Here is a 26,870-nt window from a genome sequence, read left to right on the forward strand (position 1 = left end):
CTAAAATTACAATTAAAATATAATTATCAAGCATCTATCATTGATTAATTCCGCAGGTTATTTTTTATAACGAAAATAAACTGCTCTGGACTAAAGCCTTATCTTTTTAAAACAGACTGAAAGCGCTGGATTCGGGAAATAGCTAGTGAATTATTTCTCCCCATGTTTTCAGAGGAACAAGTGAGCTTAAACGTCGGGAGTGGAAAATTTCTAGCGACGAGTGGCTCGGGGGAGTGCGAGATGCACCAAATTGCATCGTTTTAACGCTATTTGAGGTTAACACAATAAAAAAAGCCTCCCGATTGGGAGGCTTTGACTTAAAAAAATTGTGTGTATTAAAGTACTTTTACGTTAACCGCGTTCAATCCTTTTTTTCCTTCTTGAAGATCAAATTCTACTTCATCACCTTCACGAACTTCGTCGATTAGGCCTGAAATGTGTACAAAATGTTCTTTGTTGGTTCCTTCTTCAGTGATAAAACCAAAACCTTTGGTGTCGTTGAAGAATTTTACTGTTCCTTTGTTCATTGTATTTAAATAAAATAATTAATATAAGCCGCAAAGATAGCATAAACATCGACATTACACACTTTTATATCACTTTATTTTATAAAATTTAAGAATAGCTATAAATAATAGAATAGTTACCGCTCTAGATCATCGTACAAAGACTTTCCTTTTTTTTGATTCAATCTTGTTAATCAACCATTGCGGATAGTTTGAAGAATCTTCGGCATCATAAAGTTGTATATTTTGATCGCCATTGGCTTCTAAAAGTTCAGCTTGTTTCTTATTTAAAATTTCTCCAGCCGTTTGCACTCCAGAATACCCTGCTCCTGCAACACCATGGCTGGCAATACTAGCGCCGCATAGGTACAAATTACTGATCTCGCTTTTGGCTTTATAGGCAAAAGGACCAATTTGAGTGAGTTTTTTTTCGGTACCGTAAACGCTTCCGCGAGTAGCATTTATATAGTATTCGTTGGTGATTGGCGTGCCCAATTCACAATGGACAATATGATCACGGATATTAGGGATAATTTTTTCTATTGTTTTGATCATCTTTTCAGTAAGTAGTTCTTTTAGTTGAAGATATGCTGGGGAACGCGAATCCTTTTCATTTTGAAATTTTTCAAAAATATCATAATCCAAATAAGTAATAGCTTCAATACTGTGATGCAAACCATCAAAACTGGAAGGATCTTTTAAAGTTGTGCAGCTAAAGAACATTCCCTGAAAGGCTTCATCATTCGTTATGTCTGGAAGCATCATCTTTTTGTAAACGGTATCCAGGTCTTCATTTGGCATTAACCATATATTGCCAGAATCTATGCCTGCCGCTTTTAAATCCATGGCAACGGTGAGAAAAAGCATTAGTGATGTACAGGAATAGGTGGTTTTATTTAGTTTCCGCTTTAATTTACTGCTCAGGTTTTCTTCACCTATCAAATTTAAATAGGTAGTATTCGGATCAGCATTTGATATAATTCGTTTTGCAAAAATCTTCTCTCCACTTTCCAGCTCAACGCCTATCGCAGATTTCTTCTTTTGCCCTTTTAAGAGAATCCTTTTTACATTTTGTTGTGTTTTTACGACACCATTATTCTCATTTATTGCATTAGTCATAGCCTTAACAATTGCACCGCCACCGCCACACGGATAGTAACCACCGTTAAAATAATGATCCATAACTGCAGCATGCAGAGGAAAACTAGCTTTTGAAGGCGCAAGTCCGTGGTCTCCAAACTGAATGTTGAGGATTTTTTTAAGAAGCGGGTCTTTAATATGCCAATCAATTACGCGCCTCAAACTGAATAAGGCGTACTTCCCCATATTTTTGGTGCGAAACGGAATAGCAACATGTTGCCAAAAACCTTCCACATTTGGAAGCAATTGCAATTCGGCACTTACATTTCTAACCAGGTTTAAATATTTTTTGATGTTTTTTTCCTCCTTCGGAAATCTTTCTATTAGCTTTTCAACCAATTCACCAAAGTTTCCTGGAAAGTCAAACCGCTCTTCTCCTATATATGCGTGTTCATAGGCCGAAGGATTCATTCTAAAGAAAGTCAAGTTTTCAGCAATACCTAATCCCTCGTAAAGCTGTGCTGTGGATTGCCCTTTTCCCAATAGACCAACGTAATGTACTCCAGGCGTAAATCGATGTCCGTTTAAATAAAAACTATGACACCAACCTCCCGGAACATCGTGTTGTTCTAAAACCAAAACCTTTTTCCCTGCTTTAGCCAAACATATTGCGGCAGAAAGACCACCAACACCGCTCCCTATAATAATGATATCAAAATTTTCTTTGGCAGAATTAGGGCTTTTATTTTTCAATTTTGAAGTCTTGTTTAAATTTTAATTGTCCAATTTAAACAAAACCATGTTCTTTTTGCGAAATTAGAACGGCAATTTTAAAAGACTACAAGTCAATTGAAATTTGATTTTTCAGAATATCCTCAAAAGTTTCCCTTTTTCTAATTAAAATCTCAGCCTCCAGCCAGATCATTTCCCCAATGGAAAAATGTATCTTCGGTTTATATTGCTTTTCAAATTTTATTTTTCAATAGTTCCCTAGAAGTATAAAATAGGAATGCCAAAAAACATTAGTCCATTCCTGTTACATTTGTTATTTTTGCAGTCCATAAACAAAACTGCCCACCAAACGGGTAGGTTAGAAAACCGCTATTATGAATTTACACGAATATCAAGGAAAAGAAATCTTAAACAGTTTTGGCGTTGAAATCCAGCGAGGTATCGTGGCCACCACTCCAAAAGAGGCAGTGGAAGCCGCAAAAAAGCTTACCGAAGAAACTGGAACAAGCTGGCACGTAATTAAGGCCCAAGTTCACGCTGGTGGCCGTGGAAAAGGTGGCGGTGTAAAAATTGCAAAAAGCCTTCAAGAAGTTGAAGAAATTTCTGGAAACATAATAGGAATGAACCTTGTAACTCCACAAACTTCTTCGGAAGGAAAAAAGGTACACCAAGTTTTAATCGCCGAAGACGTTTATTACCCCGGTGATAATGAGCCAGAAGAATATTATATGAGCGTTCTTTTAAACCGCTCTACAGGAAGAAACATGATCATGTATTCTACCGAAGGAGGAATGGATATTGAAACTGTTGCTGAAGAAACTCCACATTTAATTTTTACCGAAGAAATTGATCCTGCAGTTGGTCTTTTAGGTTTTCAAGCGCGAAGAGTAGCTTTCAACTTGGGATTGAGCGGAAAAGCTTTTAAGGAAATGACAAAGTTTGTTACAGCGCTTTATAAAGCTTATAACGAGTCTGATTCTTCATTGTTCGAAATCAATCCTGTTCTAAAAACAAGTGACGATAAGATTATTGCAGTTGATGCAAAAGTAAGTCTTGATGACAATGCACTTTTCCGTCATAAAGACTATATGGAAATGCGCGACAAGCGTGAGGAAAATCCTGTAGAAGTTGAAGCAATGGAGAAAGGCCTAAACTATGTGGACCTAGACGGAAACGTTGGCTGTATGGTTAATGGTGCCGGACTTGCCATGGCGACTATGGATCTTATTAAACAAGCTGGTGGCGAACCTGCAAACTTCCTTGATGTTGGGGGAACAGCAGATGCCGAGCGTGTTGAAGCTGCTTTTAAACTGATCTTAAAGGACCCTAGCGTAAAAGCGATTTTAGTTAATATTTTTGGAGGAATTGTTCGTTGTGACCGTGTGGCACAGGGAATTGTTGATGCCTATAAAAATATGGGAACTATTGAAGTACCAATCATTGTTCGCTTACAAGGAACCAATGCAGACATTGCAAAAGAATTAATAGACAACAGCGGACTTGACGTTCAAAGTGCTATTGAATTTCAAGAAGCTGCAGATAAAGTTAAAGCAGTACTTGCTTAATTAACAATTAAGAATAATCATTTTTAAAGCCTTCCTAAAATATTTTGGAAGGCTTTTTTTATTCTACCCTTTCCATCCCAGCCAATTTTCTCAGAACCTGCACGTCTTTGTCAGAATCAAAATCCATCCCATCGATTAAAACCTCCAATTCTTCATTAATAGCTTCTTTATAGGAAGTGTCCTCGACATTTTGTTCTGCTAAATACTTGAGCATCAAGATTAGTTTCTGCATCACGATGGGATCGTGTTTACAGTAAGTACGTAATGAAGCCATGACATTATAGAGCAATTCCTTGAATTGAATTATAGCAATTTTCACGTGTCTTTCCCCATTATAGGTAACAACACCTGAATCATTTTTCTTCATTCGCAACGCAAAAAGTTCCGTCAAGTAGTCAATTGCATTTATTGTAGTTCCCGGATCATTAATCCCGGGAGACATAGCTTTTACAGCTATTTCGGTAATCTGTTTAAAAGCGAGAATATAATTATCTCCAATATATTCACCACGGGCAAAGTTAATATTAGAAAAAATGTTCTTCACAATATCCTCTTCCAACAACTTATCTGTCTTTAAAATAGAGTTGTTTTTATTGATAAAAATCCCTTTGGGTATTGTAACATAAACACGCACATCATTTTTTTTACAGATATCGGCTATATTCTCAATAGAAATATTCTGAAAATAACCGCTTTTAGGAGATGAATACTTGTGCCAATTGGAGGTGTCCGGAAAATAAGGAGTTGGCATTTTACTAGATTTCTCTTCCGCATCAACAATTTTATTTAGACGATTTATGGCCTCCATATAAATTCCATCCATGATATTGTTGATCTGAATACTTTGTGAAATATTATGGATAAAAAATATAAAAGCAGAAAGACAAACGATGGTAAAAAATACACCCAATAATATTGAAAATCCAGGCAGAGTATATTTTTCCTCACTCGGTTCAATTGAAAATAAAGTAAAGATATTATAGACTATTGAAGCCAAAAAGATACCTAAAATTATTTGATGCTTTTTGTCAGAAATAAGTCCGGGAAGCAATCTTGGCGAGAAATTACTGGAGGCTTGGCTTAAAAGTAGCATCACCATAGAAAAACTAAATACCATCATGCTAATCAAACCTCCAACACAAGTATTCATAAGGTTTATAGCAGTACTCCCATCCTCTACCATCAAAAGTGGAAATATTTTAATAATCTTCCGAGAAACACCGTCTTGCTCTAAAACTATCATTAATAGAGAAAACGCAAAACCAAAAATCGCAAAAAGAGTGGGATAAAAGGCAATATTACCTTTGATGACACTAAAGAATGTGGAAATACGAACAATGAATTGTTTCATAAAATGTAATTAATATTCAGACCGCCAAAATGGCATTTAAAAAAAATTAAATCCAGACACAATGTCTGCTTTTTAGCAATGGAATTGTTATTGCTTTTGAATGATTGAAATTAGTAAAAAATAAAACAATATATAGTTATGAAAACACTTAATAAAAACAATATTTGGTTCTCCGGTCTTTTAGATAATTTGTCCGTTGAAAATAGGCTTGACGCCCTAAATAATTATGAAACATTTAGCACTCCGGCAGTAAATATCACTGAAAATTTGACGAATTTTGTAGTCGAATTAGCAGTTCCAGGATTAGAGAAAAAAGATTTTACCATTGAGGTTGAAGAAGATACACTTAAAATCGCTTCAAAGAAGGTAACAAATAAAGAAATTGACAAGGAGGGCGAAAGTTCTCGATTTACGAAAAGAGAGTTTAATTACGCAAGTTTTAAGCGCTCTTTTAAACTTCCTGAGAATATTGAATCTGAAGCGATTCAGGCTAATTACGAAAATGGGATCCTTCAGGTTACACTCCCAAAAATGGAAGAAAAGAAAGTTTTGAAGAAAATGGTTGAGATTTCATAATTGAAATTTAATTTGGTTAGTTAGTTGAAAATGACCGCGTGCTACTCAATCGGTGCGCGGTTTTTCTTTGGTGCTAATTAGGCCCTCTTCTCCTTCTTCCCCCTGTGCTTTGTTGCTCCCGATTTGCTTTTCGTTCTTCACGTCTCTTTACTTCTGGCTTTACTTCTTCTGGTTTCTCTCGACCTACATTTCCATAAGCTTTTGGCAGGCCATCGCTATCTTTTACTGAATCTTTTAAAGCCTTTAGTTCTTCGGAAGTAAGATCACGCCACTCGCCCACTGGCAAATCACCTAATTCTAAATTCATAATTCGTATCCGCTGTAAAGCCACAACTTCATAGCCTAAATATTCACACATTCTTCTAATTTGTCTATTTAGACCCTGAACTAGAAAAATTCGAAATTCAAATCGGCTGATTCGCTCTACCTTACAACGTTTGGTTACCGTATCTAAAATAGGGATTCCAGAACCCATTCTTTTTAAAAATTCATCTGTAATGTGTCGATCCACTTTTACTATATACTCCTTTTCGTGGGCGTTTCCAGCGCGAAGAATTTTATTTACAATATCACCTTCATTCGTTAATAAAAGTAAGCCTTCACTGGGTTTATCCAATCTTCCAACAGGGAAAATACGTTCGGGATGGTTTATAAAATCCACCACATTATCATCAAATCGCCGGTCCGTAGTACAGGTAATTCCGACAGGTTTATTCAACATTATATAAACCAGATTTTCATTTTCTGTAATAAGTTTTCCATCAACGCGAACCTCATCTCCAGGCATAACCCGATCGCCCAATGTACTTTTTTCACCATTGATGGTAACACGGCCTTTTTCGATTATTGAATCGGCTTCACGACGGGAACAAAATCCACTGTCACTGATGGCTTTATTTATTCTAACGGAATCTGGATGATGCATAAATTTCTTTTTTTGTAAAGATACTGCTAGGTATCCGAAATCAAAAAGGTTAAAATTGATTTAAACATACTTTTCATAAAGTTGAAAAATTGTAATTTCCACAAAACTTAATTTTATATGGCAATACTCGGTTCCATTATCAAAACTGCAATAGATCTTCGCGGCGCTATTGTCTCAGATAAATCTCCCATAGAATCCCAAAAAGAAGTACTTGAGCATTTACTGGAAAAAGCAAAAGATACTGCATTCGGTAAATATTATGGATTTTCAAAAATTTTAGAAGCTGAGGATATCCAAAAAACATTTTCGGAAAAATTACCGTATTTCGACTATCACCAAATGGAAACCGAATGGTGGAATAAAACCCAAGAAGGCTTAGAAGATATAGCCTGGCCGGGCTGTCCAACCTATTTTGCTCGCAGCAGTGGCACTACTGGGAAAACATCCAAAAAAATTCCTGTTACCGACGATATGATTGAAGCCATCCGCACCACTGGAATTAAACAAGTAGGAGCGCTTACAAACTTTGATGTCCCTTCAGATTTCTACGAAAAGGAAATTATGATGCTCGGCAGCAGCACCGATCTTCAAGAACAAAACCAATTTTTAGAAGGAGAAATAAGTGGAATTAGTGCGAGTAATATTCCTTTTTGGTTTCGCGGTTTTTATAAACCGGGTCAAGAAATTGCGTTAATGGAAGATTGGGACGAAAAAGTGGACACCATCGCCAAACGCGCATTAGATTGGGATATTGGAGCACTAAGTGGGATTCCATCGTGGATGGAATTGATGCTTAAAAAAGTAATTGAACATCACAACGTAAAAAACATTCACGAAATCTGGCCTAATTTACAGGTTTACACCACTGGTGGAGTTGCTTTTCAGCCTTATGAAAAAAGTTTTAATCAATTACTCGCCCATCCAATAACTGTTATAGATACCTATTTGGCTTCGGAAGGATTTTTAGCATTTCAAAATAGACCTGAAACTACCTCGATGAAATTAGTGACAGACAACGGAATCTATTTTGAGTTTGTTCCTTTTCTACCAGAATATATTAACGAAGACGGCTCGCTTTCGCAAGACGCTCCTGCCTTAACGCTAGCTGAAGTTGAACTGGATACAGATTACGTATTAATAATAAGTACCGTTTCGGGCGCTTGGCGCTATTTGATTGGTGATACCATCGCCTTTACTGATGTTGAAAGGGCAGAAATCAAAATAACCGGTAGGACCAAATTCTTTTTAAATGTTGTTGGCTCACAGCTTTCAGTCAATAAAATGGAAGTCGCTTTGCAGGAAATGGAAGAAAAGTTTGATATTAAAGTTCCTGAGTTTACTTTGGCGGCAGTTAAGGTTGATGGTGAATTCTATCATCATTGGTATTTGGGCTCGGAAACGGAAATCAATTCCGAAGAAATCGCGAACGCATTGGATGAATCTCTTAAAGAAGCAAATAATAATTACGCGGTGGCAAGATCAAAGGCATTAAAAGGTGTTAAGGTAACAACCATCAATCCCGATATTTTCCACGAATGGAATGCCAGAAATAAAAAGAAAGGCGGACAGGTAAAAATGGAAAAGGTGATGGACGAGGAGAAATTTGCAGAATGGGAAGAATTTGTTGAATCACAAGCTAATTAATCCTTCTCTCCAACAATTTCAGGTTCTTCGTGGACTTTATTTTCATTTATAAGTTCCATTACCTCTTCAGGAGAAATATACAATCTGCGGATTCGCTCTTTGTACTTTTCGGAAAGATCGGCATTATCTAAAATGAAGTTCTTGGTTTTTAAGATATAATCTCCCATTCCGTGAGCGATAGCGAACGTATCGGCCGCGCGCTCCACTTCCTTAATATGTGCTGACGAAAAGAGATATTTTAACCCAAAAATAAGCATCCCCATATTGGTTCGGTGACTGTAATCTACCACATGCCCCAATTCGTGACCGATCCATCCAATTTTTACGTCGGAAGGAATATCATCCATCGTAAACCGCTCTCCTTCAATCTGAATATTTCGACTGATAAGAATTACATACTCTCGATTCTCTTTTCGCTTAAAGAAACTGGCAAATCGCGGCTGCGCCTGCATCGTAGATTTTTTAATATTATCCTTAAACTTAAATTCAATAGCAGTTTCGGCAAGTTCTGGATAAAATGAGAGCGCCTCTAATGCTTCTTGTTCTATATTCTTGGGAATAATTTTATTATCCAAATCAATGTTTTGTGCTGTAGCCATAGAAAGGGTAAAATACAAAATAGGTTTTATGAAGGACGTTAACAACATTATAAAGTTATAAGTGTGGAGTTATGAGTTATGAGTTTTTCAAGTAATTATTATTTAGTAAATCTTGAATTTTGAACCTTGATTTTTTAAACCGCCTCCAACTGTTTTTGAAAGGTTTTTATCTTATCCCGAAGCTTCGCAGCCATCATAAAATCAAGTTCTTTCGCGGCTTTTTCCATAGCTTTTCTACTGTCGCGAATTTTCTTTTCTATCTGCGGTTTGGTTAAATATTCCACTTCCGACTCTGCCGCTAAGCTTTCTGCAGTTTCAAAAGTGTATGCAGCTTGTTTGGATTTTGTCAACGAGTTTTCAAAGGATTTTTTAATTGCAGTTGGTGTAATGCCGTGTTTTACATTGTACTCCATCTGTTTTTCCCTCTTATAATTTGTGCTGTCAATAGTTTTCTGCATACTGTTGGTCATTTTATCAGCATACATAATTGCTTTACCATTCAAGTTTCGTGCAGCACGACCAACGGTTTGAGTAAGCGATCTTTCACTTCTCAAGAAACCTTCTTTATCGGCATCCAAGATTGCAACTAAGGAAACTTCCGGTAAATCAAGTCCTTCCCGTAATAGGTTTACTCCCACCAAAACATCAAAAAGACCTAAACGTAAATCCTGCATGATTTCCACACGTTCCAAAGTATCTACATCGCTGTGGATATAGCGGGTGCGAACTTGAACACGTATTAAATATTTCGTGAGCTCTTCTGCCATTCTTTTGGTTAACGTGGTCACTAAAATACGTTCGTCCTTTTCTATACGAAGATGAATTTCCTCTAGCAAATCGTCAATTTGGTTTAAGCTTGGTCGCACCTCAATTGGTGGATCCAATAAACCAGTAGGACGAATAATTTGCTCCACATAAACTCCACCACTTTTTTCCAGTTCGTAGTCTGCAGGAGTTGCGCTAACATAAACCACTTGGTTTTGCAGGGCCTCAAATTCTTCAAATTTCAGTGGTCGATTATCCATGGCAGCTGGTAAGCGGAAACCATAATCCACCAAGTTCTCCTTTCGGGAACGGTCGCCTCCATACATCGCACTCACTTGCGGAATGGAAACGTGGCTTTCATCTACAACCATTAAATAATCCTTCGGAAAATAATCTAAAAGACAGAACGGTCGCGTTCCTGGCAAACGTTGATCCAAATAACGCGAGTAGTTTTCAATTCCGCTACAATAGCCAAGCTCGCGAATCATTTCAAGATCAAAATTGGTACGTTCTTCCAAACGTTTCGCCTCCAAATGCTTTCCTATTTCTTTAAAATACTCTATTTGTAAAACCAAATCATCCTGAATACCCCTAATCGCTCCCTGTAAAACATCCGGTGACGTAACGAACATATTTGCAGGATAAATATTCAATCGCTCGTATTTTTCTTCTACATGGTTATTTAGAGGGTCGAAAACCTCAATTTCCTCAATTTCATCTCCGAAGAAATGAATTCTAAATGCATTATCAGCATAACCAGGAAAGACATCAACAGTATCTCCTTTTATTCGGAAACGACCATGGTTAAACTCAGCTTCCGTTCGAGAATAAAGACTTTGTACCAAACGGTGCAACAACTTTGTACGGGAAAGAACTTGTCCCTTTTCCAAACTTATTACATTCTTCTGAAATTCCACAGGGTTTCCAATACCGTACAAACAGGAAACTGAGGAAACTACAAGCACATCCCTCCTACCTGAAAGCAATGAAGAGGTTGTACTAAGTCGCATTTTTTCGATTTCTTCATTGATAGAAAGATCCTTCTCAATGTAGGTTCCGCTACTGGGTATAAAAGCTTCCGGCTGATAATAATCGTAGTAGGACACAAAATACTCCACCGCATTTTCTGGAAACAGATTTTTAAACTCGGTGTAAAGCTGGGCAGCCAAGGTTTTGTTATGCGCTAAAACGATTGTGGGTTTTTGAACTTGCTCGACCACATTTGCCATGGTAAAAGTTTTCCCAGAGCCCGTAACCCCCAAGAGTGTTTGATATTTTTCTTCGGAATTGAGCCCTTCTACTAATGATTTTATCGCCCCAGGTTGGTCGCCTGTAGGTTGAAATTCTGAGGATATTTTGAAATTCATAGATTCTTTTTCAATGCTTTACAAAAGTAATGAAAATAGAGGTGAGTCGGAGAGCTCAAGGCGTTTTGGTTTTAATGCTTTCCCATAGTATTTAGCAACTTGAATAAATAATAAACAGTATTCTTGAACTCCAACTCGTTTTAAAAATCGCAACAAGCCTTGAGAACCAAATTTTATATGTTTTCTTCAAAACATTAACAATTGTATTTTAAATCATAATTTTTTCTTAATTTTAATGTCTTTTAAAATCAACTGAACGCTTATTCATAATAAATTACCCAAATCATTATATGAAATCTATTGTATTCCGAATATGTTTTCTGATGTTTTCTTTCATTGCTTTCTACGCGTGTAAGGACGATGAAGACTCAGGCTACGTTCCTTTAAATATTATTGCCAATGCAGATATTGGAGAGGTCTTTCAAAATTCTTCCCTGGAAATCGCTGTTTTTGATAACGACTCCAATATTCCCGCCAACGGGGAAATAACAGTTACAGCTCCCCATAGTGGAACGGTGACTATAAAAAATAATGGAACTCCAACAAATATTCTAGATGACTCTATGCACTATACCCCTAATGAAACTTTTGTAGGGGAAGTAACTTTTGAATATACTGTTTGTGATCCTACGGGACAAAGTTGCGCCACTGCAACTGTGACCATTAAGGTTTTGCCTTTTTCCCCAGTGAATTTTGATATTAATACCGTTCCGTTTGAGAAGCTTTCCGATTATAATTTCTTTGAAGGAAACTTAGCTCAGTTATCTCCTGTATATGGTGTTTTACCCTATGAGCCCATAAACCCTTTGTTTTCAGATTACGCACATAAAAAGCGTTTTATTTGGATGCCCTATAATGTAAAAGCAACATATGTGAGTGATGGCAACGTCTTAAACTTTCCTACTGGGAGTGTTTTGATTAAAAGCTTCTTTTATGAAAATGTTTTACCTAATAACACCACTCAAAATATCGAAACCCGTTTGTTAATTAAAAAAGATGAAGCTTGGATTTTTGCAAATTATATTTGGAATGAAGAGCAACAAGAAGCCATTCTTAATACAACCGGATACGGCTTTAATGTTCCAGTTGAATGGGTGGAAAATGGGGTCACAAAATCGGTTAACTACAGAATCCCTTCAGATTTAGAATGCTTTATTTGTCATAAATCCAACGACGTAGTTTTCCCTATCGGGCCAAAGCCGCAAAACTTAAATGCTATTTATGAATATGCCGACGGAATTGAAAATCAACTTCACAAATGGGAAGAAATAGGATATCTTTCAAATACAAATATTCCCGCTACCATTGAAACAGTACCAAGTTGGAAAGACATTTCACAGAGTTTGGAAGTAAGAGTACGTTCCTATTTTGATATGAATTGCGCCCATTGTCATATAGATGGCGGTCATTGTGGCGCACGTTCGTTGCGATTGGCGTTTAGAGAAAGCCACGATCACGATAATTTAGGCATTTGCACAGATCCCGATCTTCAGATTCCCGGGTATGATGGTGCAAAACTCATTATACCGGGTGATGCCGAAAATTCAATTCTGTATTTTAGAGTTGCCACCACATTAGAAGAGTATGCCATGCCCATGATTGGGCGATCATTAGCGGATGAAGCGTTTCTTCCTGTTTTAGAAGAATGGATTAACTCCCTCAATATACCATGCGACTAACCAATTAAATCTATTGATATGAAAAAAACATTTACACTAATCTTAATAATGGCGTTTTTTGGAATTGCAAATGCGCAGGTTTCATTTACATTTTCCCCTATTTCAACAACTGGCGCAGAACGTGCTGTAGTTGACATGAACGGTGATTTTTTAGATGATGTGGTTTCGGTAACCGCCAACAATATTCAAATACATTATCAACGACCGAACGGTGGTTTTTTAGAAACAAATATCCCTACCACGTATGCAGACCATACCCCTTCTTGGAGTCTAGCAGCTGCAGACTATGACAAAAATGGGTTTACCGATTTACTTTACGGAGGAGCTAACGGTGTTACTTTTATGAAAGCAAATGATACAGGTACTGGCTTTGAAGAAGTTTCATTTCCGCAATATGTATTTTCGCAACGTTCCAACTTTGTAGATATCAATAATGATGGCCATTTAGATGCTTTTGTATGCCACGATGTTGCTCCAAGCGTTTATTATATTAATAACGGAGACGGAAGCTTTACGTTTCATCAAGGGGATATAGGCGATTTTGATTCGGGAGGAAATTATGGATCCGTTTGGATAGATTATGATAATGACGGCGATATGGATGCGTTTATCGCAAAATGCAATGTGAACGGAGATGTGAATGAAAGAAGTGAAAATCAACTATACGAAAATGATGGAGCGGGTAATTTTGTAGAAGTAGGTGAAGCTACCGGACTAAAAGACAATATGCAAACTTGGTCTGCCACTTGGGCAGATTTTGATAATGATGGCTATTTGGATGTTTTTATTGGAAGTAGCGATGGCAATTTCACCCATAAATTAAATAGGAATAATGGCGATGGAACTTTTACAGATATTTCGGAAACTACAGGAATACACGCATTAACTATTACTGGAATTGAAAATTGCAGCTATGATTTCAATAATGATGGTTATGTTGATATTTTATCTAATGGAAATATTCTTCTAAACAATGGCGACTTAACCTTCACTTTAATTCCTTACGCATTGCCTAATAACAATGGCTCTTTAGGCGATTTAAATAATGACGGATTTATCGATTGTTTTACGGGCGGATATATTTATTATAATGATGCCAACGCAAATCATTGGATAACCATTAACACGATAGGTGTAGAAAGTAATATAAACGGTATTGGGGCTCGAGTTGCCATCACGTCAGACTTAGGAACACAAATTCGTGAGGTGCGAAGTGGCGAAGGTTTTAAATACATGAGCACCCTGAACACCCATTTTGGTTTAGGGGCAGATACCGAGATTACTTCGCTTACAATTACTTGGCCTTCCGGTACCATAGATACTTTAGAAAATGTAGCTGTCGATCAAGTGATTTCTGTGGTTGAAGGCTCTACAATTCTCAGTTTAAATGATAATTTAGTAAGCAATCTTATTCTTTATCCCAATCCAACTCAAGAAACTCTAAACCTTGGCAACTTAACAGGTTTTAAAAACCCAGCATATTCAATTTTTGATATTCAAGGCAGAAAAGTGATGGACGCTAAAGTTGACCTAAGTCATATTGAGGTTTCAAATTTGCCAACAGGAAGTTACATTCTTAAAATTCAAGATAGTAATACAATAAAAACGCAGCGGTTTATTAAAAAGTAGGTTTTAAGAGAAGATTTAAATACATTCATTCCTTATATTTTTACTAGCTTCATCTATGAGAAATGCAGTAAAAAAGACAACCATTTTTGCGATTGTGTCGAGGTAAACCTTTTGCCTTTTATTTTCTCTAATATTCCAGTTGCCAAAAAATTTTAGCAATTGGAAAATATAAAACTGTTTTGGGATTAAGCAAGAAGCAAGAGCTTCTTTTAGTTCTTTTGGCTCTTTGTGGTGTTTTGGTTACTTCTAAATCGTTTTTAATTCTATTGACAATCCCAAGGCGTTGGCCAATAAAGCGAAATTAGACAAGCGAATATCCTCACCGTTTTCAATTCGTGAGATATAAGGTCTTTTTTTGCCAACTTTTTCAGCTAGATTTTGTTGACTCATATTTAATTCCTTTCTGCGATTTTTTATAATCTCTCCAAAATAAAAAGAAAAAGCACCTTCGCGGAATTTTTCACGTTCTTGAGTTCCTTCTTCTCCATATCTTTTGGCAATTAATTCCCTTGCATTTAATGACTTTCCCATAATTACTTCTCTTTTAAGTACTCTTTTAATATTTTTTCAGCCTGCTTTATCGCTCTTTTGTAATCTTTCGTTGATTTTTTTAGAAAACCACAAAGGCATACTGCTTTGGTGCATTCAGCAAAATTTATAACGCGATATTCATTACCAGCTTTAATTCGCAATTCATAAAATTGTGTTGATTGCAGTCTTTTCAGAAAGTTTGAGTTTACGACTTTTATTTCTCCGATAACTTCGATAAGCTGAAAGAATTTCAACGAAACCCGTTCGTCTTGGCTGTCTATAAAGCTCAGACATTCTTCCGTTATATCGACTTCTCTCATAGCACAAATGTAACGAATTAGTTACATTTGTACTGTTCAAATTAAAAATTTTCGAAAGCTAATTTTTACTTCTCAATTTTTATCTGATACTTATCCAAAAGCCCTACAACTTCAGGCATCGAAAACCTAGCCCCTTTTATTCGGTTTTGCTCGGGGTCTATAGAATAATTGGTGGCATTCCGTAAATCTGTCATTTCTAGATTTGTATTTTGGAATGTTGCCTCTAGCAAGTTACAGCCAATGAATTTTGATTTTTTTAAATCTGTTTCCGTAAAATCGACGCCTTTCAATTGCGAATTAGAAAAGGAGCTTCTGTTCAATTTCATTTTAAAGAAAATGGAGTGATCCAATTGACATGCATCAAAGCTTGCAGCAAAACCAAATTGACTACAGGAGTCAAATTGTAATCCCAACATTTTGCAATTTTTAAACTTAACATCCTGAAATGATACGTTTACCAAATTAGCATTACTGAAGTTGCAATCAAAAAATTCACACTCCAAAAATCTAATTTCAGAAAGAATGGTGTTCGAAAAATTACAATTTATAAATGTACAATATTCGTACTCGGCTATATCTAAAGATTTTTCAGCATAATTAATATTAGTAAACGTCTGTTCGTCAATATATTTAATATCCATTTTTCATTACTTTTTTTGTAGGTTATCAACTTCTAAACTATCGATTTTTAAAATTGTGTCCACCTTTTCAAATTTTTTAATTTCAATTTTATCACCATAAAATTTGGGTTCAACATTGAATACGATATCTAGAAACGCCTTCGTTCTTGCAAAATATTCACGGAGTTTTACCTTAAACCCATTCGTTCCTTCAACATCTTGCGCATTAAAACCAATGGCATTGATTCCTTTTTTCTCTGCGATATAAATTGCCCTTTCATTATGAAATTGCTGCGAAATGATTGTAAATTCATTTTGACCAAAAACAGCCTCAGCACGTACGACGGAATCCAAGGTTCGAAATCCAGCGTAATCTAAAAAGATAACCTCTTCTGGAATACCTCGTTTTATAAGTTCCTTTTTGAATGTCATCGGCTCGTTATAATATTGCGAGCCATTATCGCCACTAACCAAAATAAAATCAATCTTATCCTTTCTATAAAGTTCAACAGCAGCGTCGATTCTATATTTAAAATAAAGGTTTATTCCTCCTTCCTTATAATATTTCGCAGTTCCCAAGAGCAGACCGACCCTATTCTTTTTTATAGTGGAGCTATTTGAAAATGTCTTGCCTTTGGTAGAATTTGTTATGGTGTAATTTGAATAAAAAATCAACAATAGTACCCCAAAAACCAATAAGCCAATAATTTGAATGAATCTCTTTTTAATCATGTTTTGAGAAGGGTAAAACTTGTTTTAGCTGCGATAAAGCAAAGTCTGTTTCAGAAAAAATGCTTTTAAAGGAAGACTTGTTTTAGTATTGATAGCCCACGAGACAAAGCTACGGAACGGATTTTATCTTGACTTATATTTTCAAGGGAAATAACTTCGGAAGTAAAAAAACAGGATTAATAAATAGCAAAGTATTATACCGTCGGATCTCTTCTGAAAACTTCTGCCAAATTAAATAGAAGAATACAGAAAAACACCCATATCAACCCAGCAATATATCCGCCAGCAATATCTGAAGGAAAATGAACGCCTAAGTAGATACGGCTCATACCAATGCTAAAGATTACAGTTATTAACAGTAGAATAACAACAAATTTAAGGAAGACGTTTATTTTAAATCTGGAAAAGAGGTAGATTAAAAACCCATAAAATGCCATGGCACCCATGGCATGGCCACTGGGATAGCTCAAGGTTTCTACCACAACCAAATGTTCCACTCCCGGCCGTGCGCGATTTACCAATCTTTTTAATAAAACGTTTGATATTGAAGATAATAGCAGTACGAAGACTGTTTGAAGAATATATTTCCAATTTTTAAAATACAGGGCAGTTACAACTATGGCGAGGGCTAGCACAATTAAGTAGCCATAAACATCCCCTACATCTGTTATAAAAATAAAATAGTCGGTGAGCAATGGTGAGCGAAAAGAAACCACATATTCTGAAATCTGTTGGTCGTATTGGGCCAACAGGTCATCCTTTAAAAACTCGGTTAGTTCTATAAAGATGTTTATTCCGGCAACTACAATAATAAGAGCTACTAGAACAATAATTATATAAGGTAGTTTGGGATTGTCTTTCCTAAAATGGTGTTTTAAGAAATCTCTAAAATTTCGTATTAATTCAAATAGGGTTTGCCTCATTTCTAAAGGAAAAACTTTAAAGATAAGTTCATTTTAGGAAGTAGCGATAATTTTTAGATTATAAATTTTAGGAACTTAAGTGGGCTCTGACTTTAAACCTCAACAACGTAAATTGCAGATTTTATTTTGAAGTATCCCTAATACTATTACGATTGTGAAATTTGAGTTTCCTTATTCTATGGCTATATAAATTTCCACTTCAGAATTTTCTCCGTTTTGTGAGTTTTCGCCATACACCTCGAAATCATAAGTATAACTTCGGTTTAATTCGGAGTCATTTCCCCAAATCTCCTGCCATTTATCGGCTACAGCTTTGGGCATTTCTCCCTTGGCAAGAAACTTTTTAAAGTTTCCAGCTTTAAACTCACGACCTATTAATCCTTTTGGAATTTCGTCAAGCGAATTTACTTTTTGACCGATTATCGTTTTATAGCTTCCTCTATAATCCGATTCGTAATCGGTATAAATGGAATATACTTCTTCGCTGGTTTTATTAGGAATTTGAGCAGGAATATTTTCGGTATAAAAACGCCCCCACAACTTTCCCAAATCCACTGCCGATTTCCCGGCTTCATTGGTGGTTTCTATTTCAATTCCTATTATTTTAAAACTTTCAATTGTTGTCATTTGGAGTTTTTTCATCTATATCTTATGCACCTAGACAAGCTCAGCAAAGCGCCTACCAGTAAAATTCAATCTAGGCAATATAGTTAAAGTAAACCAAGAACCACTGATTTAAGATTCTGAATGCACACCAATCATATTTCCTTCGGTATCACTTCCCAAAACCATAAATCCATATTCTCCAATCGATTGCTTTGGTTTAATAACTTTTCCACCAGCGTCTTTTATTCGCTTTTCTTCAATACTACAGTCGTCGCTGCCAAAATACACTACGGTAGAATTACCACCGGGATTAACATCTTTCATTTTTACCAAGGCACCGGCGGCTCCATCTCCGTTCATTTCCATCGGAAAAAAGAGCATTTGCATCTCCTCTCCAGTGTCTGGCATTGGTAATTCACTTAATTCGAGTTTAAGTACCGTTTCATAAAATTTCTTGGCTCTTTTTAAATCGTTTACATAAATTTCGAACCATACTACAGGATTGCTAGTTTTCATAATTTTTAGTTTTTTAGTTGAACATAACCAAAACTAACATCTTTAATCCTGAATTTTCTTGCCTTAGGACAAGGTTTAAGGATTTATGGAGATTTCCTTTCTAATTCGGCTTAAGGAAGTATCGGTAACACCCAGATAAGAAGCTATATATTTTAAAGGAACTTGCTTAATAATCTCAGGCTGATCTTTTATGAGATCTAAATATCTTTCTGTAGCGCTTTGGGTGAGCATATTTACCGCGCGTTGTTTGGAAATAAACAATTGGTTGGACATCCACGTTCTTCCCCATTCCGTAAAACCGGCAATGCTGCTGAACAACTTTTGAAAATCAGAAAATTCTATTTTCCATGCAGTGCCGTTTGTCAGGGCTTGTAAATTTTCTTTGGAAGGTATTCTTAGGAATAGTGAAGGAACTTCAATCAATATTTCGTTGGGGCCAAAAAATGCTGTAGTTATTTCATTGCCCTTAAAATCGATTACAAAGGAACGAAGCAATCCAGTTTCAATTAAATAATACGAATTACTGATTTTTCCTTCATTCAATATAAGTTCATTCTTTGAAAACTCAATCTTTGTATGCGAAGCGATCAGCTCTTTATAATCTTCTTTGTTAAGAGAAGGATGCGCGTATATTTTTTCAAAAAAGAGATGATCCATAGTTTAAGTGTTTGCTTATTAAATTATTGCAAATAAAAATAAGCTAAAAATTTAAGAATATTTAGGAGTTGAAATATTTAAGCACAAATAATTATTGTCTAAAAGAAGTTTCAAAAATAAAGCATCAGCATATCTGTCAAAAGCAAAAAAGACCCCAAATGGAGTCTTTCTTAGTCGATTTTAAAGGAAGCTTATAATGCTTCTGAGCCTGCAGTTGCAACGGCGTGATCATTTTCTACAACGCTTCCACTTACGCCAACAGCACCAATTATGTCGCCATTCTTGTTCTTTATCAACACACCTCCGGGAAAGGAGATTAACCCACCGTTGGAATGTTCAATATTATATAGCGATTCGCCAGGTTGCGAGAGTTTTCCTATTTCTCCAGAAGGCATATCGAAGAATCTAGCAGTTTTCGCTTTCTTTAGTGCGATATCTGCAGAACCCAGCCACGCGCCATCCATACGAACGAAGGCCACTTGATTTGCTCCACCATCTACTACACAGATGTTCATTTTAGTGTCTATTTCTTTTGCTTTTTTCTTGGCTGCGGCAATTACTTTTTCCGCTTGTTCTAATGTGATATTCATTGTTATAATTATTTATTGTTATTCAGTATTATTATTTATTGCTATTCTTTATTATTATTATTTATTATTGAGTTGCTCCTTTACTTTGAAGAGAGTATGTCAAGCTTTTGAATTTTTGGATCTTCAGAAAGTAGTTTGCTAGCATTTTCCATTAAGGCTTTGGCTATATCACCATTTAAATGTGCTTCGCGGCCTTCTTCATTTTCAAAAGTATCAAAAATGCCAAAGGTGTTGTTATCTATCTTAAAACTGTACCAAGTAAGGGTTTTGTCTTCCTGCTGGGCAAGATTTATTGCACCTCTTATAAAAGATTCCACATCAGTTTCTTTTCCGCTTTTGGCCTTTAACCTAACTAATAATCCTAACTTTTTCATCTTGTTTTTTTTTGAAATTTCTATTTCATAAATATAACTTGTTGAAATTTAAAAGTAGTGAAGATTGTGTTAAGCTTAGGGTTAACACGGATTTATAAATTTATCTAAATTGGAAAATTGAAAAATAGCCACACTATAAAAGGGAATCAACTTACAGGACTAAATTTTTTTGCAAAAATTATTCTTTTCAGCCCGATTATAAAATTGAACTCATTTGTAATCATCCCGAACCTCATCGGTATTGGCAAAACAAACTGGAGAAGTGTTTTGCGAAGTTGCGTTTTTCGCTTCAATCCACTTACTCATATATTTTGTGCCTTGTAGCGTGTGATATTGTAATATTTGTCCAACAAAGTTTTCTTTACGATGTGCGTCAAGGTTGGCCAAAAGATCAGCGATACGCGATTTAAATTCTTCAGAAAAAAGATCTTTTTGAAAACGTTCCTGAATAATTCTAAAACCATTTTTCTGCGCATCTTGCCAGCGGATTTCTTCGGAATATAATTGCACTGAGTTTTTGATGAAATCTTCCTTAGAAGAAGTAATGGCACCGCCAAAAGGAAGTTTACCGCATAAACCTTCCGCACCTATTTCTGTTGTTACCGAAGGTAAGCCAAAGTGCATCGCATCTAAAAGTTTACCTTTAAGCCCCGCACCAAAACGGATTGGAGCCAAAAGCACACGATAGCTTTTTAAAGTTTTCTCCAAATCTTCTGCCCATCCCTTTATAATAAAATCTTCCTTTTTATTGTTAAGCTGAAGGATTTGCTGTGGGGCATAAGCGCCGTAAATATGCAGTTCTGCCTTGGGAATCGGTTTTCTTATTTCAGACCAAATTTTCTTTAACTGCAATACTGAATCTATATTTGGTGCGTGAAGCAAATTGCCAATGGTCATAAAGTTTTGTCGTTCTTTAAAGGATGGAATCGTAGTTTCTTCTGAAAAAATTTCAACCAAAAAAGGTAAGTAATAAAGTAATTGTGGAGCTATTTTAAAGGTATTCTGAAGCAACTCCATTTCATATTCCGAAATGATCAGCGAAAGATCACAGCGTAAAATACTTGCAAGTTCCCGTTTGGCAATTTCTGAAAAGAGGTTTGCATCAGAAACCAATACGTCTTTTTTTATTGCCCCTTCCCTAGCCTTCCTTAAAAAGTGTAAATCTTCGGTGTCGAGGATTTTTAAAGTATTTGGACAGGTTTCAGAAACACGCCAACCAAATTGTTCTTCCGTAATATAACGGTCAAAAATGACGATTTCTGGATTTAGTGGTTTTAAGAATTCATCAAAAGAAGAATCATTCAGCAGAATACTTTTTACTGAAATATTTCGAGTTTCCAGATTGAAAGTTCGCTCAGAAATTGCCGCAGTACTAGCAAAAGTGATTTGGTAATTATCTTCTTTAAACAATTCAATAAGCTGCATCATTCTGCTTCCCGCAGCTGTGGTGCTCGGTTCGGGGAAAGTATGGCCAATGATGAGAAGATTTTTCAATTGTATTTTTTTCAAAGATACGGATTTGCCAGAAGCACAAAATTCCATTACAAACTCTTAATAGAAATAGATGCGGTTTTAATAGAATTATTGTCTCCATCAACATTTGTCCAAGCTGCATAAAGTGAATCTCCTACAATTTCCAATTGCGGAAAACCACTTGCTCGCTCAAAACTTGTTTTTGAAATGGTAACAGGAAACGCTTTAGCGCCATCTTTGGAAACCCGCATTGCCCGAATCAGGGTTTCGTCTCCTATATTTTCCACCCAACTTACAATAGCAGTATTTTCTGATGTCATAACAACATCAACCCTACCCATAGTTTTGTTTTCATTTACTTGAATAGGTGCTCCAAAAGTTTTGCCTTTATCCTTCGAAAAAGCAAGCTGAACTTTAGAAATGTTATTAACAGCGGTAAACCACGCAACCGCCGCATTATTTTTATAAGCATCAATTACCGGCCCATTAACTGGACAGCCAGAAATTTTCCAATTATCATTATAAACTGGATGCGGGGCCGAAAATGAATCTTCAAAAAGCCCGATGCGAGCAATGTCTCTTACTTCGGCAGCAGACCTGTCTCTATAAACCAATAATGGGGCACCGTCTATGGAAGTCATTCCTGTTTGGCAGCAGTCACAAACACGATTATCTAGTTCTACAGCAGGTTCCATGCTGCCATCTGCGTGAACCACACGCCCTCGAAGCGACATAGGCGGACCACCGTGAGCTTCATGGCCATCTGCTCCCGCTACGGTATTTCTTCCATCTAACCAGATTGCATAAAAAGAAGATTTACCGTAAGGAACCACCGAAACAAAACCATGTTCACTGGCAGTTCCGTCATTATGCAATAGAATATCCTTTTTCCATGTCTTGGTTTCTGCTGAGAAAAGATCCATTTTTACATCATAAGTATATTTGTCTTCCGCTGATTTCTGAAGATGGCTTACAAGAATATTCCCATTGTTTTCAGCAATAGTGGGAAAATCTGCCCAATTAATAAACCAATCATTTCCCGAATTTACTTCGAAAGGCTTTGTCCATTTTCCATTTTCAAGCGTCGAAAAATATAATACTGAAATGGAATCTTTCTCTTCCACCCAAGACATAAAAAGTTGATTCTCCGTTCCAAAAAGCCTAGGTAAAGAACTATTGCCCGAGCTTGGATTTTCTAATAATGCTACAATTTCCGAAGTTGCATCAATTTTGGAAGGGGTTATGGCTTTCTTTTTTACGTTTTTACAAGAAACCAGTATTGCTACACCTACAAAAAGTATAGGAATTAATTTTAAAAACTTCATTTGCTAAATATTTTTACTAGGTGTGGGTAAGGTGTGATCAATGATTTAAGAGTTATTTCAAGTTTAAGGTTTGCTGTTGAACTTCTGCTTGTGGTGAAAAAATAACCTCGGAGGCGCAGAGGGCGCAGAGTTTTAGTTGCTTTTCTAGCTTTAAAATATTATAAATTTGTTTTTTCTCTAAAATGAGTAATAGAATTATATTCTTTGCGGCCTTCGCGCCCCTGCCTGTCGGCAGGCAGGTCTGCGGTGAATACTAACTTCAGAGTTTTATTTCCTAATTAAAATCCATAAATCTCACACATCAAACCCAGATTGAAAAAAGCGGAAATCGCTCCCATAACGAGCATGGCACTGACAAACAAGGTAGCAAAAATCACAATTTTTCTATTTGAATGATAATTGACGTAATTCAAAATTACTTGAAAAACCAAGGCTAAAGATTGAGCCACCAACATTCTTTTCGCGCAAACTATAACGGGTTCTTTAAAATATAGAAAGTATGTAGCCAGCATTAAGATTATATACAATGCAGTTATTCCAAACAACACAGTTTTTGGAAATTTAAATCTTTGAGAGTTTATCATGGTGGCAGTTTTATCTCAAAGATAGTGAATCGAAGAATAAGGATTCACGCGTTTATTGAGGTATTGGATTTACGTCTTGTAATCAAAAAAGTCTTCCCTTAGAATAAATTCTTTAGGAAGACTCTTAACTTGGTTAATTAGCGAAGGGCGTTAGTTTACCTCCGACACTCTTAATTTTGGAAAACATAAGCTTTTATTTCGAAAAGCCCGATTTTCGCAAATCTTGGTTCCTACTTAATTCCATATTGGAGAACCAGATTGGCCATTCACTTCAACCTTCATCACATATACCCCTAATGCTGGTGATGAAAAGTTGAAGGATGGACTTTATATATTTTTAAAGAAATAACATTTTTAAATTTAACAACAAACATAGAAGTAAGAAAACTAACCTGAAACCTCTACTTAGAATTTGGATAGTTTGGATTAGTATTCGGTAAAAATGATGATCTCTTCTTTATATTTAAGTTTATAAATTTAAAACAAAGAGAAGAGCCACAGTTACGTAGCTCTTCTCCATACCAATCAAACAATCGCTTTTCCATTTTTTAATGAATTTATAAAAGAAAAAGTTTTAACCTCTTTCAAATAACTCTGTACAAGGCGTATTAATAAATGTAAGGTTTGATGATGAATAATTTGGGTTTTCTGATTGTCCCACTCGTAAATAACCATATACACCACAAGAAGCTAAATCTTTAAACTCGGTATCATGGATATTAAGCTTTGTATTAGTCCAAAGAATGACTGCCCCCTTATTGTTTTCAGGGTCTTGACCGGCATCACTTATTTTGGCAAAACCTATTTCGTTCATTGGGTTGATTGTGCCAAGACCGATACCTAACCATGATCCTGGACCAGATTGTACACCACGGACTACAATAGGCAAATCTGGAGTTCCCACCATTTTAAAACCTCCTTCATTTATATCGAAACGAGTTCCAGGCTCCATCTCAATAATAGTTCCTGGTTCAATAGTAAGGCTGCCGAGCCTCGATACACCTACATTTCCTGTAACTCGGAAGGGTACATTTATATTTTGCCAAACAACATTTTCCTCTATTGCGGAAGGGTTTGAAATTATTTGAACTCTATCTAGTTCATTTCCACTAAAATCATTGGTAGCGGAAGCCTTATGTGCGAGTTGAAGACTAATATTTAAAGGCTGAATGTTTTCCGTAAATGTGTTATTTTCCAAAGTTACGTCTGAATCTCTATATCTGGCGTCAAAAGCTGATTTCTCACTATGTTTAATAGTACTGTTTTTCATTATAAGACCTGCTCCAGAATATACAACAACACTCGTTGGACCATCGCCGTTAACAATTTGGCTTCCGCCATAGCTTATGTCTACATGTTCCATAATATTAGTGTTACTACCACTATGGACTACAATTCCTTTCCACCAACCAGGGCTTAACTCTGTTCCGGTCATAACAATGGGCTTATCAGGTGTACCCACCGCATGAATTGAAGATTGTGGTTTAAAATTAAGACCTGCATGTTCAGTAAAATGTACAACAACGCCAGGTTCAATTGTCAGTTTCTTTTCAACAGAGGCATAGCAGCTTATAATATAATCTACTGGTGCATCTGGATTATCAACAAGCAATACATCTTCCCCAAAGATATCACAACTAAGCTCTATTGGTGGGGCTAGGCCTGATGGATCATCTCCAGGGCCATCATCGTCACTGGAGCAGGAAACTACTAGTAGTGAAATTGTAAAAGTTGCTAAAAACAACAGCTTATTGAATTGATTTTTCATAATACGTTTCATAAATTTAAATTTTAGGTTTGATTTGAATTTGTAGGATTCTGCTGACAAAGATACTTAGAGCAAGATTTTTTAAAACCTATAATTAGTATTTGGTAGGTTTCACTTAGAATTCAGTCGAAAACCGTAAATAAAATGCCTTTTACTTTGTTAAACATTTTAAAAAAGAAAAGAGCCTTATACGGGCTCTTTTCTCTGGTAATAAAACAATTGTTCTTTATTTTTGATAATCTATAAGTCTTAGTCTTACTCGAATGCTTCATTACAAGGCGTATTTATGAATGTGAGGTTTGATGATGTATAATTTGGATTAGATGATTGCGAATGGAGCAATTTACCATATACACCACAAGAAGCTAAGTCTTTAAATTCCGTATCATGGATGTTAAGTTGTGCACTATAATAGAGAAAAACTGCCCCCTTATTGGTGTCCGGATTTTCTCCGGCGCCACTTATTTTTGCATAAGCAATCTCGTTCATACCATTGGTACCTGAGATAGAAATATCCTTCCAAAATCCGGGGCCAGGATTTTCCCCTCGGATTATTATGGGTAATGCTTCGGTACCTACAATCTTTAAGCCTCCGCTCTCAACGTTAATATTACTTCCAGTAGCCATCTCTATTTCTACTCCTGGTTCTATTGTAACTGAACCTCCAGTGACAACACGTAAAGTTCCCTGAATGAGGTAAGGAACATTGATGTTCTGCCAGACATGATTTTCACCCACGGCTCCGTCACTTATTGTAACTTTATCTATTTCATTACCTGTAAAATCATTGGATGCAGATATTTTATCGGCATTCTTACATGTCATTGTCATTGGCGCTACATTTTCAGTAAAGGTATTATTCTCTAAACTTACTTTTGAACCGCTCACCGCCGTATAGGCAGTTCCCTCACTATGACGAATGCTAGAGTTATTCATGATAAGTGCACCTCTATTATATACTATTATACTGGACTCACCAATCCCATTATAAGTTTGACCGCCACTATAGCTGATATCAACATATTCCATAATACCGGTATTGTTAGTAGTTATGAAATTTAAGCCGCTCCACCATCCAGGACTAGATTCTGTTCCTCTCATAATTATTCGTTCATCAGCCGTACCCATAGCATGGATAGAAGAGGTTCCATGGAAAGAAAGTCCAACATCGGGGCCGAATTCAATAACCACTCCGGGCTCGATAGTCAGTTTGCCCTTTACTTGGCCATTACAGTTTATAATATAGTCTACTGGTGCGTCTGGGTTGTTCACGAGGGTTAAATCGTCCGCGAAAAGTGAGCAATCTAGCTCGATTGGTGGCGCGTCACCTACTGGATCCCCCCCAGGTCCATCATCGTCACTGGAGCAGGAAACCACTAGTAGTGACATTGTACATATTGTTAACAGTAACATTTTCTTTAATTGATTTTTCA

General features: G+C 36.3%; 26 protein-coding genes. 5 read left to right on the forward strand and 21 right to left on the reverse strand.

All coding sequences use genetic code 11. The annotated features are described in order from the left end of the window. Positions 1-335: 335 nt before the first annotated feature. Together G440_RS0112715 and G440_RS0112720 are read right to left on the reverse strand one after the other, a co-directional pair. Positions 336-527, reverse strand: coding sequence for a cold-shock protein (locus G440_RS0112715; RefSeq protein ID WP_026451656.1), 192 nt, complete (start codon positions 525-527; stop codon positions 336-338). Positions 528-656: 129 nt separating this feature from the next. After that, a complete protein-coding gene (locus G440_RS0112720) occupies positions 657-2,339 on the reverse strand; it encodes a phytoene desaturase family protein (RefSeq protein WP_026451657.1) in 1,683 nt (560 codons plus the stop codon). A 353-nt stretch (positions 2,340-2,692) separates the two neighbouring features. On the opposite strand from G440_RS0112720, the gene sucC reads away from it, so the two are divergent. Next, entirely contained in the window at positions 2,693-3,883 is a 1,191-nt protein-coding gene (gene sucC / locus G440_RS0112725; RefSeq protein ID WP_026451658.1) for an ADP-forming succinate--CoA ligase subunit beta, read from the forward strand. Positions 3,884-3,941: 58 nt separating this feature from the next. Here sucC and G440_RS0112730 read toward each other — a convergent pair whose 3' ends face one another. Further along, positions 3,942-5,234: a DUF2254 domain-containing protein gene (locus G440_RS0112730; RefSeq protein WP_026451659.1), complete on the reverse strand. Its 1,293-nt coding sequence runs from the start codon at positions 5,232-5,234 to the stop codon at positions 3,942-3,944. Between the two features lie 138 nt (positions 5,235-5,372). On the opposite strand from G440_RS0112730, the gene G440_RS0112735 reads away from it, so the two are divergent. Beyond that, positions 5,373-5,810: an Hsp20/alpha crystallin family protein gene (locus G440_RS0112735; RefSeq protein WP_026451660.1), complete on the forward strand. Its 438-nt coding sequence runs from the start codon at positions 5,373-5,375 to the stop codon at positions 5,808-5,810. A gap of 73 nt (positions 5,811-5,883) precedes the next feature. Here G440_RS0112735 and rluF read toward each other — a convergent pair whose 3' ends face one another. Then, complete coding sequence (rluF, locus tag G440_RS0112740; RefSeq protein WP_026451661.1) at positions 5,884-6,735, reverse strand: 23S rRNA pseudouridine(2604) synthase RluF; 852 nt, start codon at positions 6,733-6,735, stop codon at positions 5,884-5,886. 117 nt (positions 6,736-6,852) lie between these two features. On the opposite strand from rluF, the gene G440_RS0112745 reads away from it, so the two are divergent. Beyond that, positions 6,853-8,379: a GH3 family acyl-acid amido synthetase gene (locus tag G440_RS0112745; RefSeq protein WP_026451662.1), complete on the forward strand. Its 1,527-nt coding sequence runs from the start codon at positions 6,853-6,855 to the stop codon at positions 8,377-8,379. Here G440_RS0112745 and G440_RS0112750 read toward each other — a convergent pair. After that, positions 8,376-8,978: a hypothetical protein gene (locus G440_RS0112750; RefSeq protein WP_034259512.1), complete on the reverse strand. Its 603-nt coding sequence runs from the start codon at positions 8,976-8,978 to the stop codon at positions 8,376-8,378. The two genes, G440_RS0112745 and G440_RS0112750, sit on opposite strands and share 4 nt — an antisense overlap. Before the next feature lie 134 nt (positions 8,979-9,112). After that, positions 9,113-11,110, reverse strand: coding sequence for an excinuclease ABC subunit UvrB (uvrB, locus tag G440_RS0112755; RefSeq protein WP_026451664.1), 1,998 nt, complete (start codon positions 11,108-11,110; stop codon positions 9,113-9,115). A gap of 323 nt (positions 11,111-11,433) precedes the next feature. On the opposite strand from uvrB, the gene G440_RS0112760 reads away from it, so the two are divergent. Beyond that, on the forward strand, positions 11,434-12,789 hold the full coding sequence (locus G440_RS0112760) for an Ig-like domain-containing protein (protein WP_051285366.1): 1,356 nt from the start codon (positions 11,434-11,436) through the stop codon (positions 12,787-12,789). An 18-nt stretch (positions 12,790-12,807) separates the two neighbouring features. Continuing rightward, positions 12,808-14,418 (forward strand): FG-GAP-like repeat-containing protein, encoded by a 1,611-nt coding sequence (locus G440_RS19970; RefSeq protein ID WP_084426763.1) that lies wholly within the window; start codon positions 12,808-12,810, stop codon positions 14,416-14,418. A 246-nt stretch (positions 14,419-14,664) separates the two neighbouring features. On the opposite strand, the gene G440_RS0112770 is transcribed toward G440_RS19970, so the two are convergent. From G440_RS0112770 to G440_RS0112840, 15 genes are all read right to left on the reverse strand, one after another. Next, positions 14,665-14,949 carry a helix-turn-helix domain-containing protein gene (locus tag G440_RS0112770; RefSeq protein ID WP_026451666.1) on the reverse strand — a complete coding sequence of 95 codons (285 nt, stop codon included), beginning with the start codon at positions 14,947-14,949 and terminating at the stop codon, positions 14,665-14,667. A 2-nt stretch (positions 14,950-14,951) separates the two neighbouring features. Further along, positions 14,952-15,269, reverse strand: coding sequence for a type II toxin-antitoxin system RelE/ParE family toxin (locus G440_RS0112775; protein ID WP_026451667.1), 318 nt, complete (start codon positions 15,267-15,269; stop codon positions 14,952-14,954). Between the two features lie 65 nt (positions 15,270-15,334). Continuing rightward, positions 15,335-15,910, reverse strand: a complete 576-nt coding sequence (locus G440_RS0112780; RefSeq protein ID WP_026451668.1) for a pentapeptide repeat-containing protein — start codon at positions 15,908-15,910, stop codon at positions 15,335-15,337. Between the two features lie 6 nt (positions 15,911-15,916). Next, complete coding sequence (locus tag G440_RS19975; protein WP_084426766.1) at positions 15,917-16,621, reverse strand: SanA/YdcF family protein; 705 nt, start codon at positions 16,619-16,621, stop codon at positions 15,917-15,919. Positions 16,622-16,815: 194 nt separating this feature from the next. After that, positions 16,816-17,544 (reverse strand): phosphatase PAP2 family protein, encoded by a 729-nt coding sequence (locus tag G440_RS19980; RefSeq protein ID WP_026451669.1) that lies wholly within the window; start codon positions 17,542-17,544, stop codon positions 16,816-16,818. A 171-nt stretch (positions 17,545-17,715) separates the two neighbouring features. Continuing rightward, positions 17,716-18,171: a GyrI-like domain-containing protein gene (locus G440_RS0112795; RefSeq protein ID WP_026451670.1), complete on the reverse strand. Its 456-nt coding sequence runs from the start codon at positions 18,169-18,171 to the stop codon at positions 17,716-17,718. A gap of 108 nt (positions 18,172-18,279) precedes the next feature. Then, the gene (locus G440_RS0112800) at positions 18,280-18,666 is read right to left on the reverse strand and encodes a VOC family protein (protein WP_026451671.1); all 387 of its coding nucleotides are present in this window, start codon (positions 18,664-18,666) and stop codon (positions 18,280-18,282) included. Positions 18,667-18,741: 75 nt separating this feature from the next. Then, positions 18,742-19,323, reverse strand: coding sequence for a Crp/Fnr family transcriptional regulator (locus G440_RS0112805; protein WP_026451672.1), 582 nt, complete (start codon positions 19,321-19,323; stop codon positions 18,742-18,744). Positions 19,324-19,514: 191 nt separating this feature from the next. After that, a complete protein-coding gene (locus G440_RS0112810; protein ID WP_026451673.1) occupies positions 19,515-19,913 on the reverse strand; it encodes a GlcG/HbpS family heme-binding protein in 399 nt (132 codons plus the stop codon). An 80-nt stretch (positions 19,914-19,993) separates the two neighbouring features. Continuing rightward, positions 19,994-20,287 carry a putative quinol monooxygenase gene (locus G440_RS0112815; protein ID WP_026451674.1) on the reverse strand — a complete coding sequence of 98 codons (294 nt, stop codon included), beginning with the start codon at positions 20,285-20,287 and terminating at the stop codon, positions 19,994-19,996. A gap of 210 nt (positions 20,288-20,497) precedes the next feature. Then, positions 20,498-21,781 carry a glycosyltransferase gene (locus tag G440_RS19985; RefSeq protein WP_084426781.1) on the reverse strand — a complete coding sequence of 428 codons (1,284 nt, stop codon included), beginning with the start codon at positions 21,779-21,781 and terminating at the stop codon, positions 20,498-20,500. A 47-nt stretch (positions 21,782-21,828) separates the two neighbouring features. Beyond that, on the reverse strand, positions 21,829-23,085 hold the full coding sequence (locus tag G440_RS0112825) for a hypothetical protein (protein ID WP_026451675.1): 1,257 nt from the start codon (positions 23,083-23,085) through the stop codon (positions 21,829-21,831). A 278-nt stretch (positions 23,086-23,363) separates the two neighbouring features. Beyond that, positions 23,364-23,669 (reverse strand): hypothetical protein, encoded by a 306-nt coding sequence (locus G440_RS0112830; protein WP_026451676.1) that lies wholly within the window; start codon positions 23,667-23,669, stop codon positions 23,364-23,366. A 574-nt stretch (positions 23,670-24,243) separates the two neighbouring features. Continuing rightward, positions 24,244-25,449, reverse strand: a complete 1,206-nt coding sequence (locus G440_RS0112835; RefSeq protein ID WP_157417979.1) for a hypothetical protein — start codon at positions 25,447-25,449, stop codon at positions 24,244-24,246. A 243-nt stretch (positions 25,450-25,692) separates the two neighbouring features. Then, entirely contained in the window at positions 25,693-26,826 is a 1,134-nt protein-coding gene (locus G440_RS0112840) for a hypothetical protein (RefSeq protein WP_157417981.1), read from the reverse strand. Positions 26,827-26,870: the final 44 nt, after the last annotated feature.

The organism is Aequorivita capsosiphonis DSM 23843, assembly GCF_000429125.1.
Lineage (GTDB): Bacteria > Bacteroidota > Bacteroidia > Flavobacteriales > Flavobacteriaceae > Aequorivita > Aequorivita capsosiphonis.

Coding starts and splice junctions, on each gene's coding strand:
- G440_RS19980 (WP_026451669.1), bottom strand. CDS start 17,544: ATGAGGCAAACCCTATTTGAATTAATACGAAATTTTAGAGATTTCTTA.
- G440_RS0112805 (WP_026451672.1), bottom strand. CDS start 19,323: ATGGATCATCTCTTTTTTGAAAAAATATACGCGCATCCTTCTCTTAAC.
- G440_RS0112750 (WP_034259512.1), bottom strand. CDS start 8,978: ATGGCTACAGCACAAAACATTGATTTGGATAATAAAATTATTCCCAAG.
- G440_RS0112825 (WP_026451675.1), bottom strand. CDS start 23,085: ATGAAGTTTTTAAAATTAATTCCTATACTTTTTGTAGGTGTAGCAATA.
- G440_RS0112770 (WP_026451666.1), bottom strand. CDS start 14,949: ATGGGAAAGTCATTAAATGCAAGGGAATTAATTGCCAAAAGATATGGA.
- G440_RS19975 (WP_084426766.1), bottom strand. CDS start 16,621: ATGATTAAAAAGAGATTCATTCAAATTATTGGCTTATTGGTTTTTGGG.
- G440_RS0112715 (WP_026451656.1), bottom strand. CDS start 527: ATGAACAAAGGAACAGTAAAATTCTTCAACGACACCAAAGGTTTTGGT.
- G440_RS0112835 (WP_157417979.1), bottom strand. CDS start 25,449: ATGAAACGTATTATGAAAAATCAATTCAATAAGCTGTTGTTTTTAGCA.
- G440_RS0112800 (WP_026451671.1), bottom strand. CDS start 18,666: ATGAAAACTAGCAATCCTGTAGTATGGTTCGAAATTTATGTAAACGAT.
- G440_RS0112795 (WP_026451670.1), bottom strand. CDS start 18,171: ATGACAACAATTGAAAGTTTTAAAATAATAGGAATTGAAATAGAAACC.
- G440_RS0112745 (WP_026451662.1), top strand. CDS start 6,853: ATGGCAATACTCGGTTCCATTATCAAAACTGCAATAGATCTTCGCGGC.
- G440_RS0112830 (WP_026451676.1), bottom strand. CDS start 23,669: ATGATAAACTCTCAAAGATTTAAATTTCCAAAAACTGTGTTGTTTGGA.
- G440_RS0112730 (WP_026451659.1), bottom strand. CDS start 5,234: ATGAAACAATTCATTGTTCGTATTTCCACATTCTTTAGTGTCATCAAA.
- G440_RS0112840 (WP_157417981.1), bottom strand. CDS start 26,826: ATGTCACTACTAGTGGTTTCCTGCTCCAGTGACGATGATGGACCTGGG.
- sucC (WP_026451658.1), top strand. CDS start 2,693: ATGAATTTACACGAATATCAAGGAAAAGAAATCTTAAACAGTTTTGGC.
- G440_RS0112775 (WP_026451667.1), bottom strand. CDS start 15,269: ATGAGAGAAGTCGATATAACGGAAGAATGTCTGAGCTTTATAGACAGC.
- uvrB (WP_026451664.1), bottom strand. CDS start 11,110: ATGAATTTCAAAATATCCTCAGAATTTCAACCTACAGGCGACCAACCT.
- G440_RS0112760 (WP_051285366.1), top strand. CDS start 11,434: ATGTTTTCTTTCATTGCTTTCTACGCGTGTAAGGACGATGAAGACTCA.
- G440_RS0112810 (WP_026451673.1), bottom strand. CDS start 19,913: ATGAATATCACATTAGAACAAGCGGAAAAAGTAATTGCCGCAGCCAAG.
- G440_RS0112735 (WP_026451660.1), top strand. CDS start 5,373: ATGAAAACACTTAATAAAAACAATATTTGGTTCTCCGGTCTTTTAGAT.
- G440_RS0112780 (WP_026451668.1), bottom strand. CDS start 15,910: ATGGATATTAAATATATTGACGAACAGACGTTTACTAATATTAATTAT.
- G440_RS19970 (WP_084426763.1), top strand. CDS start 12,808: ATGAAAAAAACATTTACACTAATCTTAATAATGGCGTTTTTTGGAATT.
- rluF (WP_026451661.1), bottom strand. CDS start 6,735: ATGCATCATCCAGATTCCGTTAGAATAAATAAAGCCATCAGTGACAGT.
- G440_RS0112815 (WP_026451674.1), bottom strand. CDS start 20,287: ATGAAAAAGTTAGGATTATTAGTTAGGTTAAAGGCCAAAAGCGGAAAA.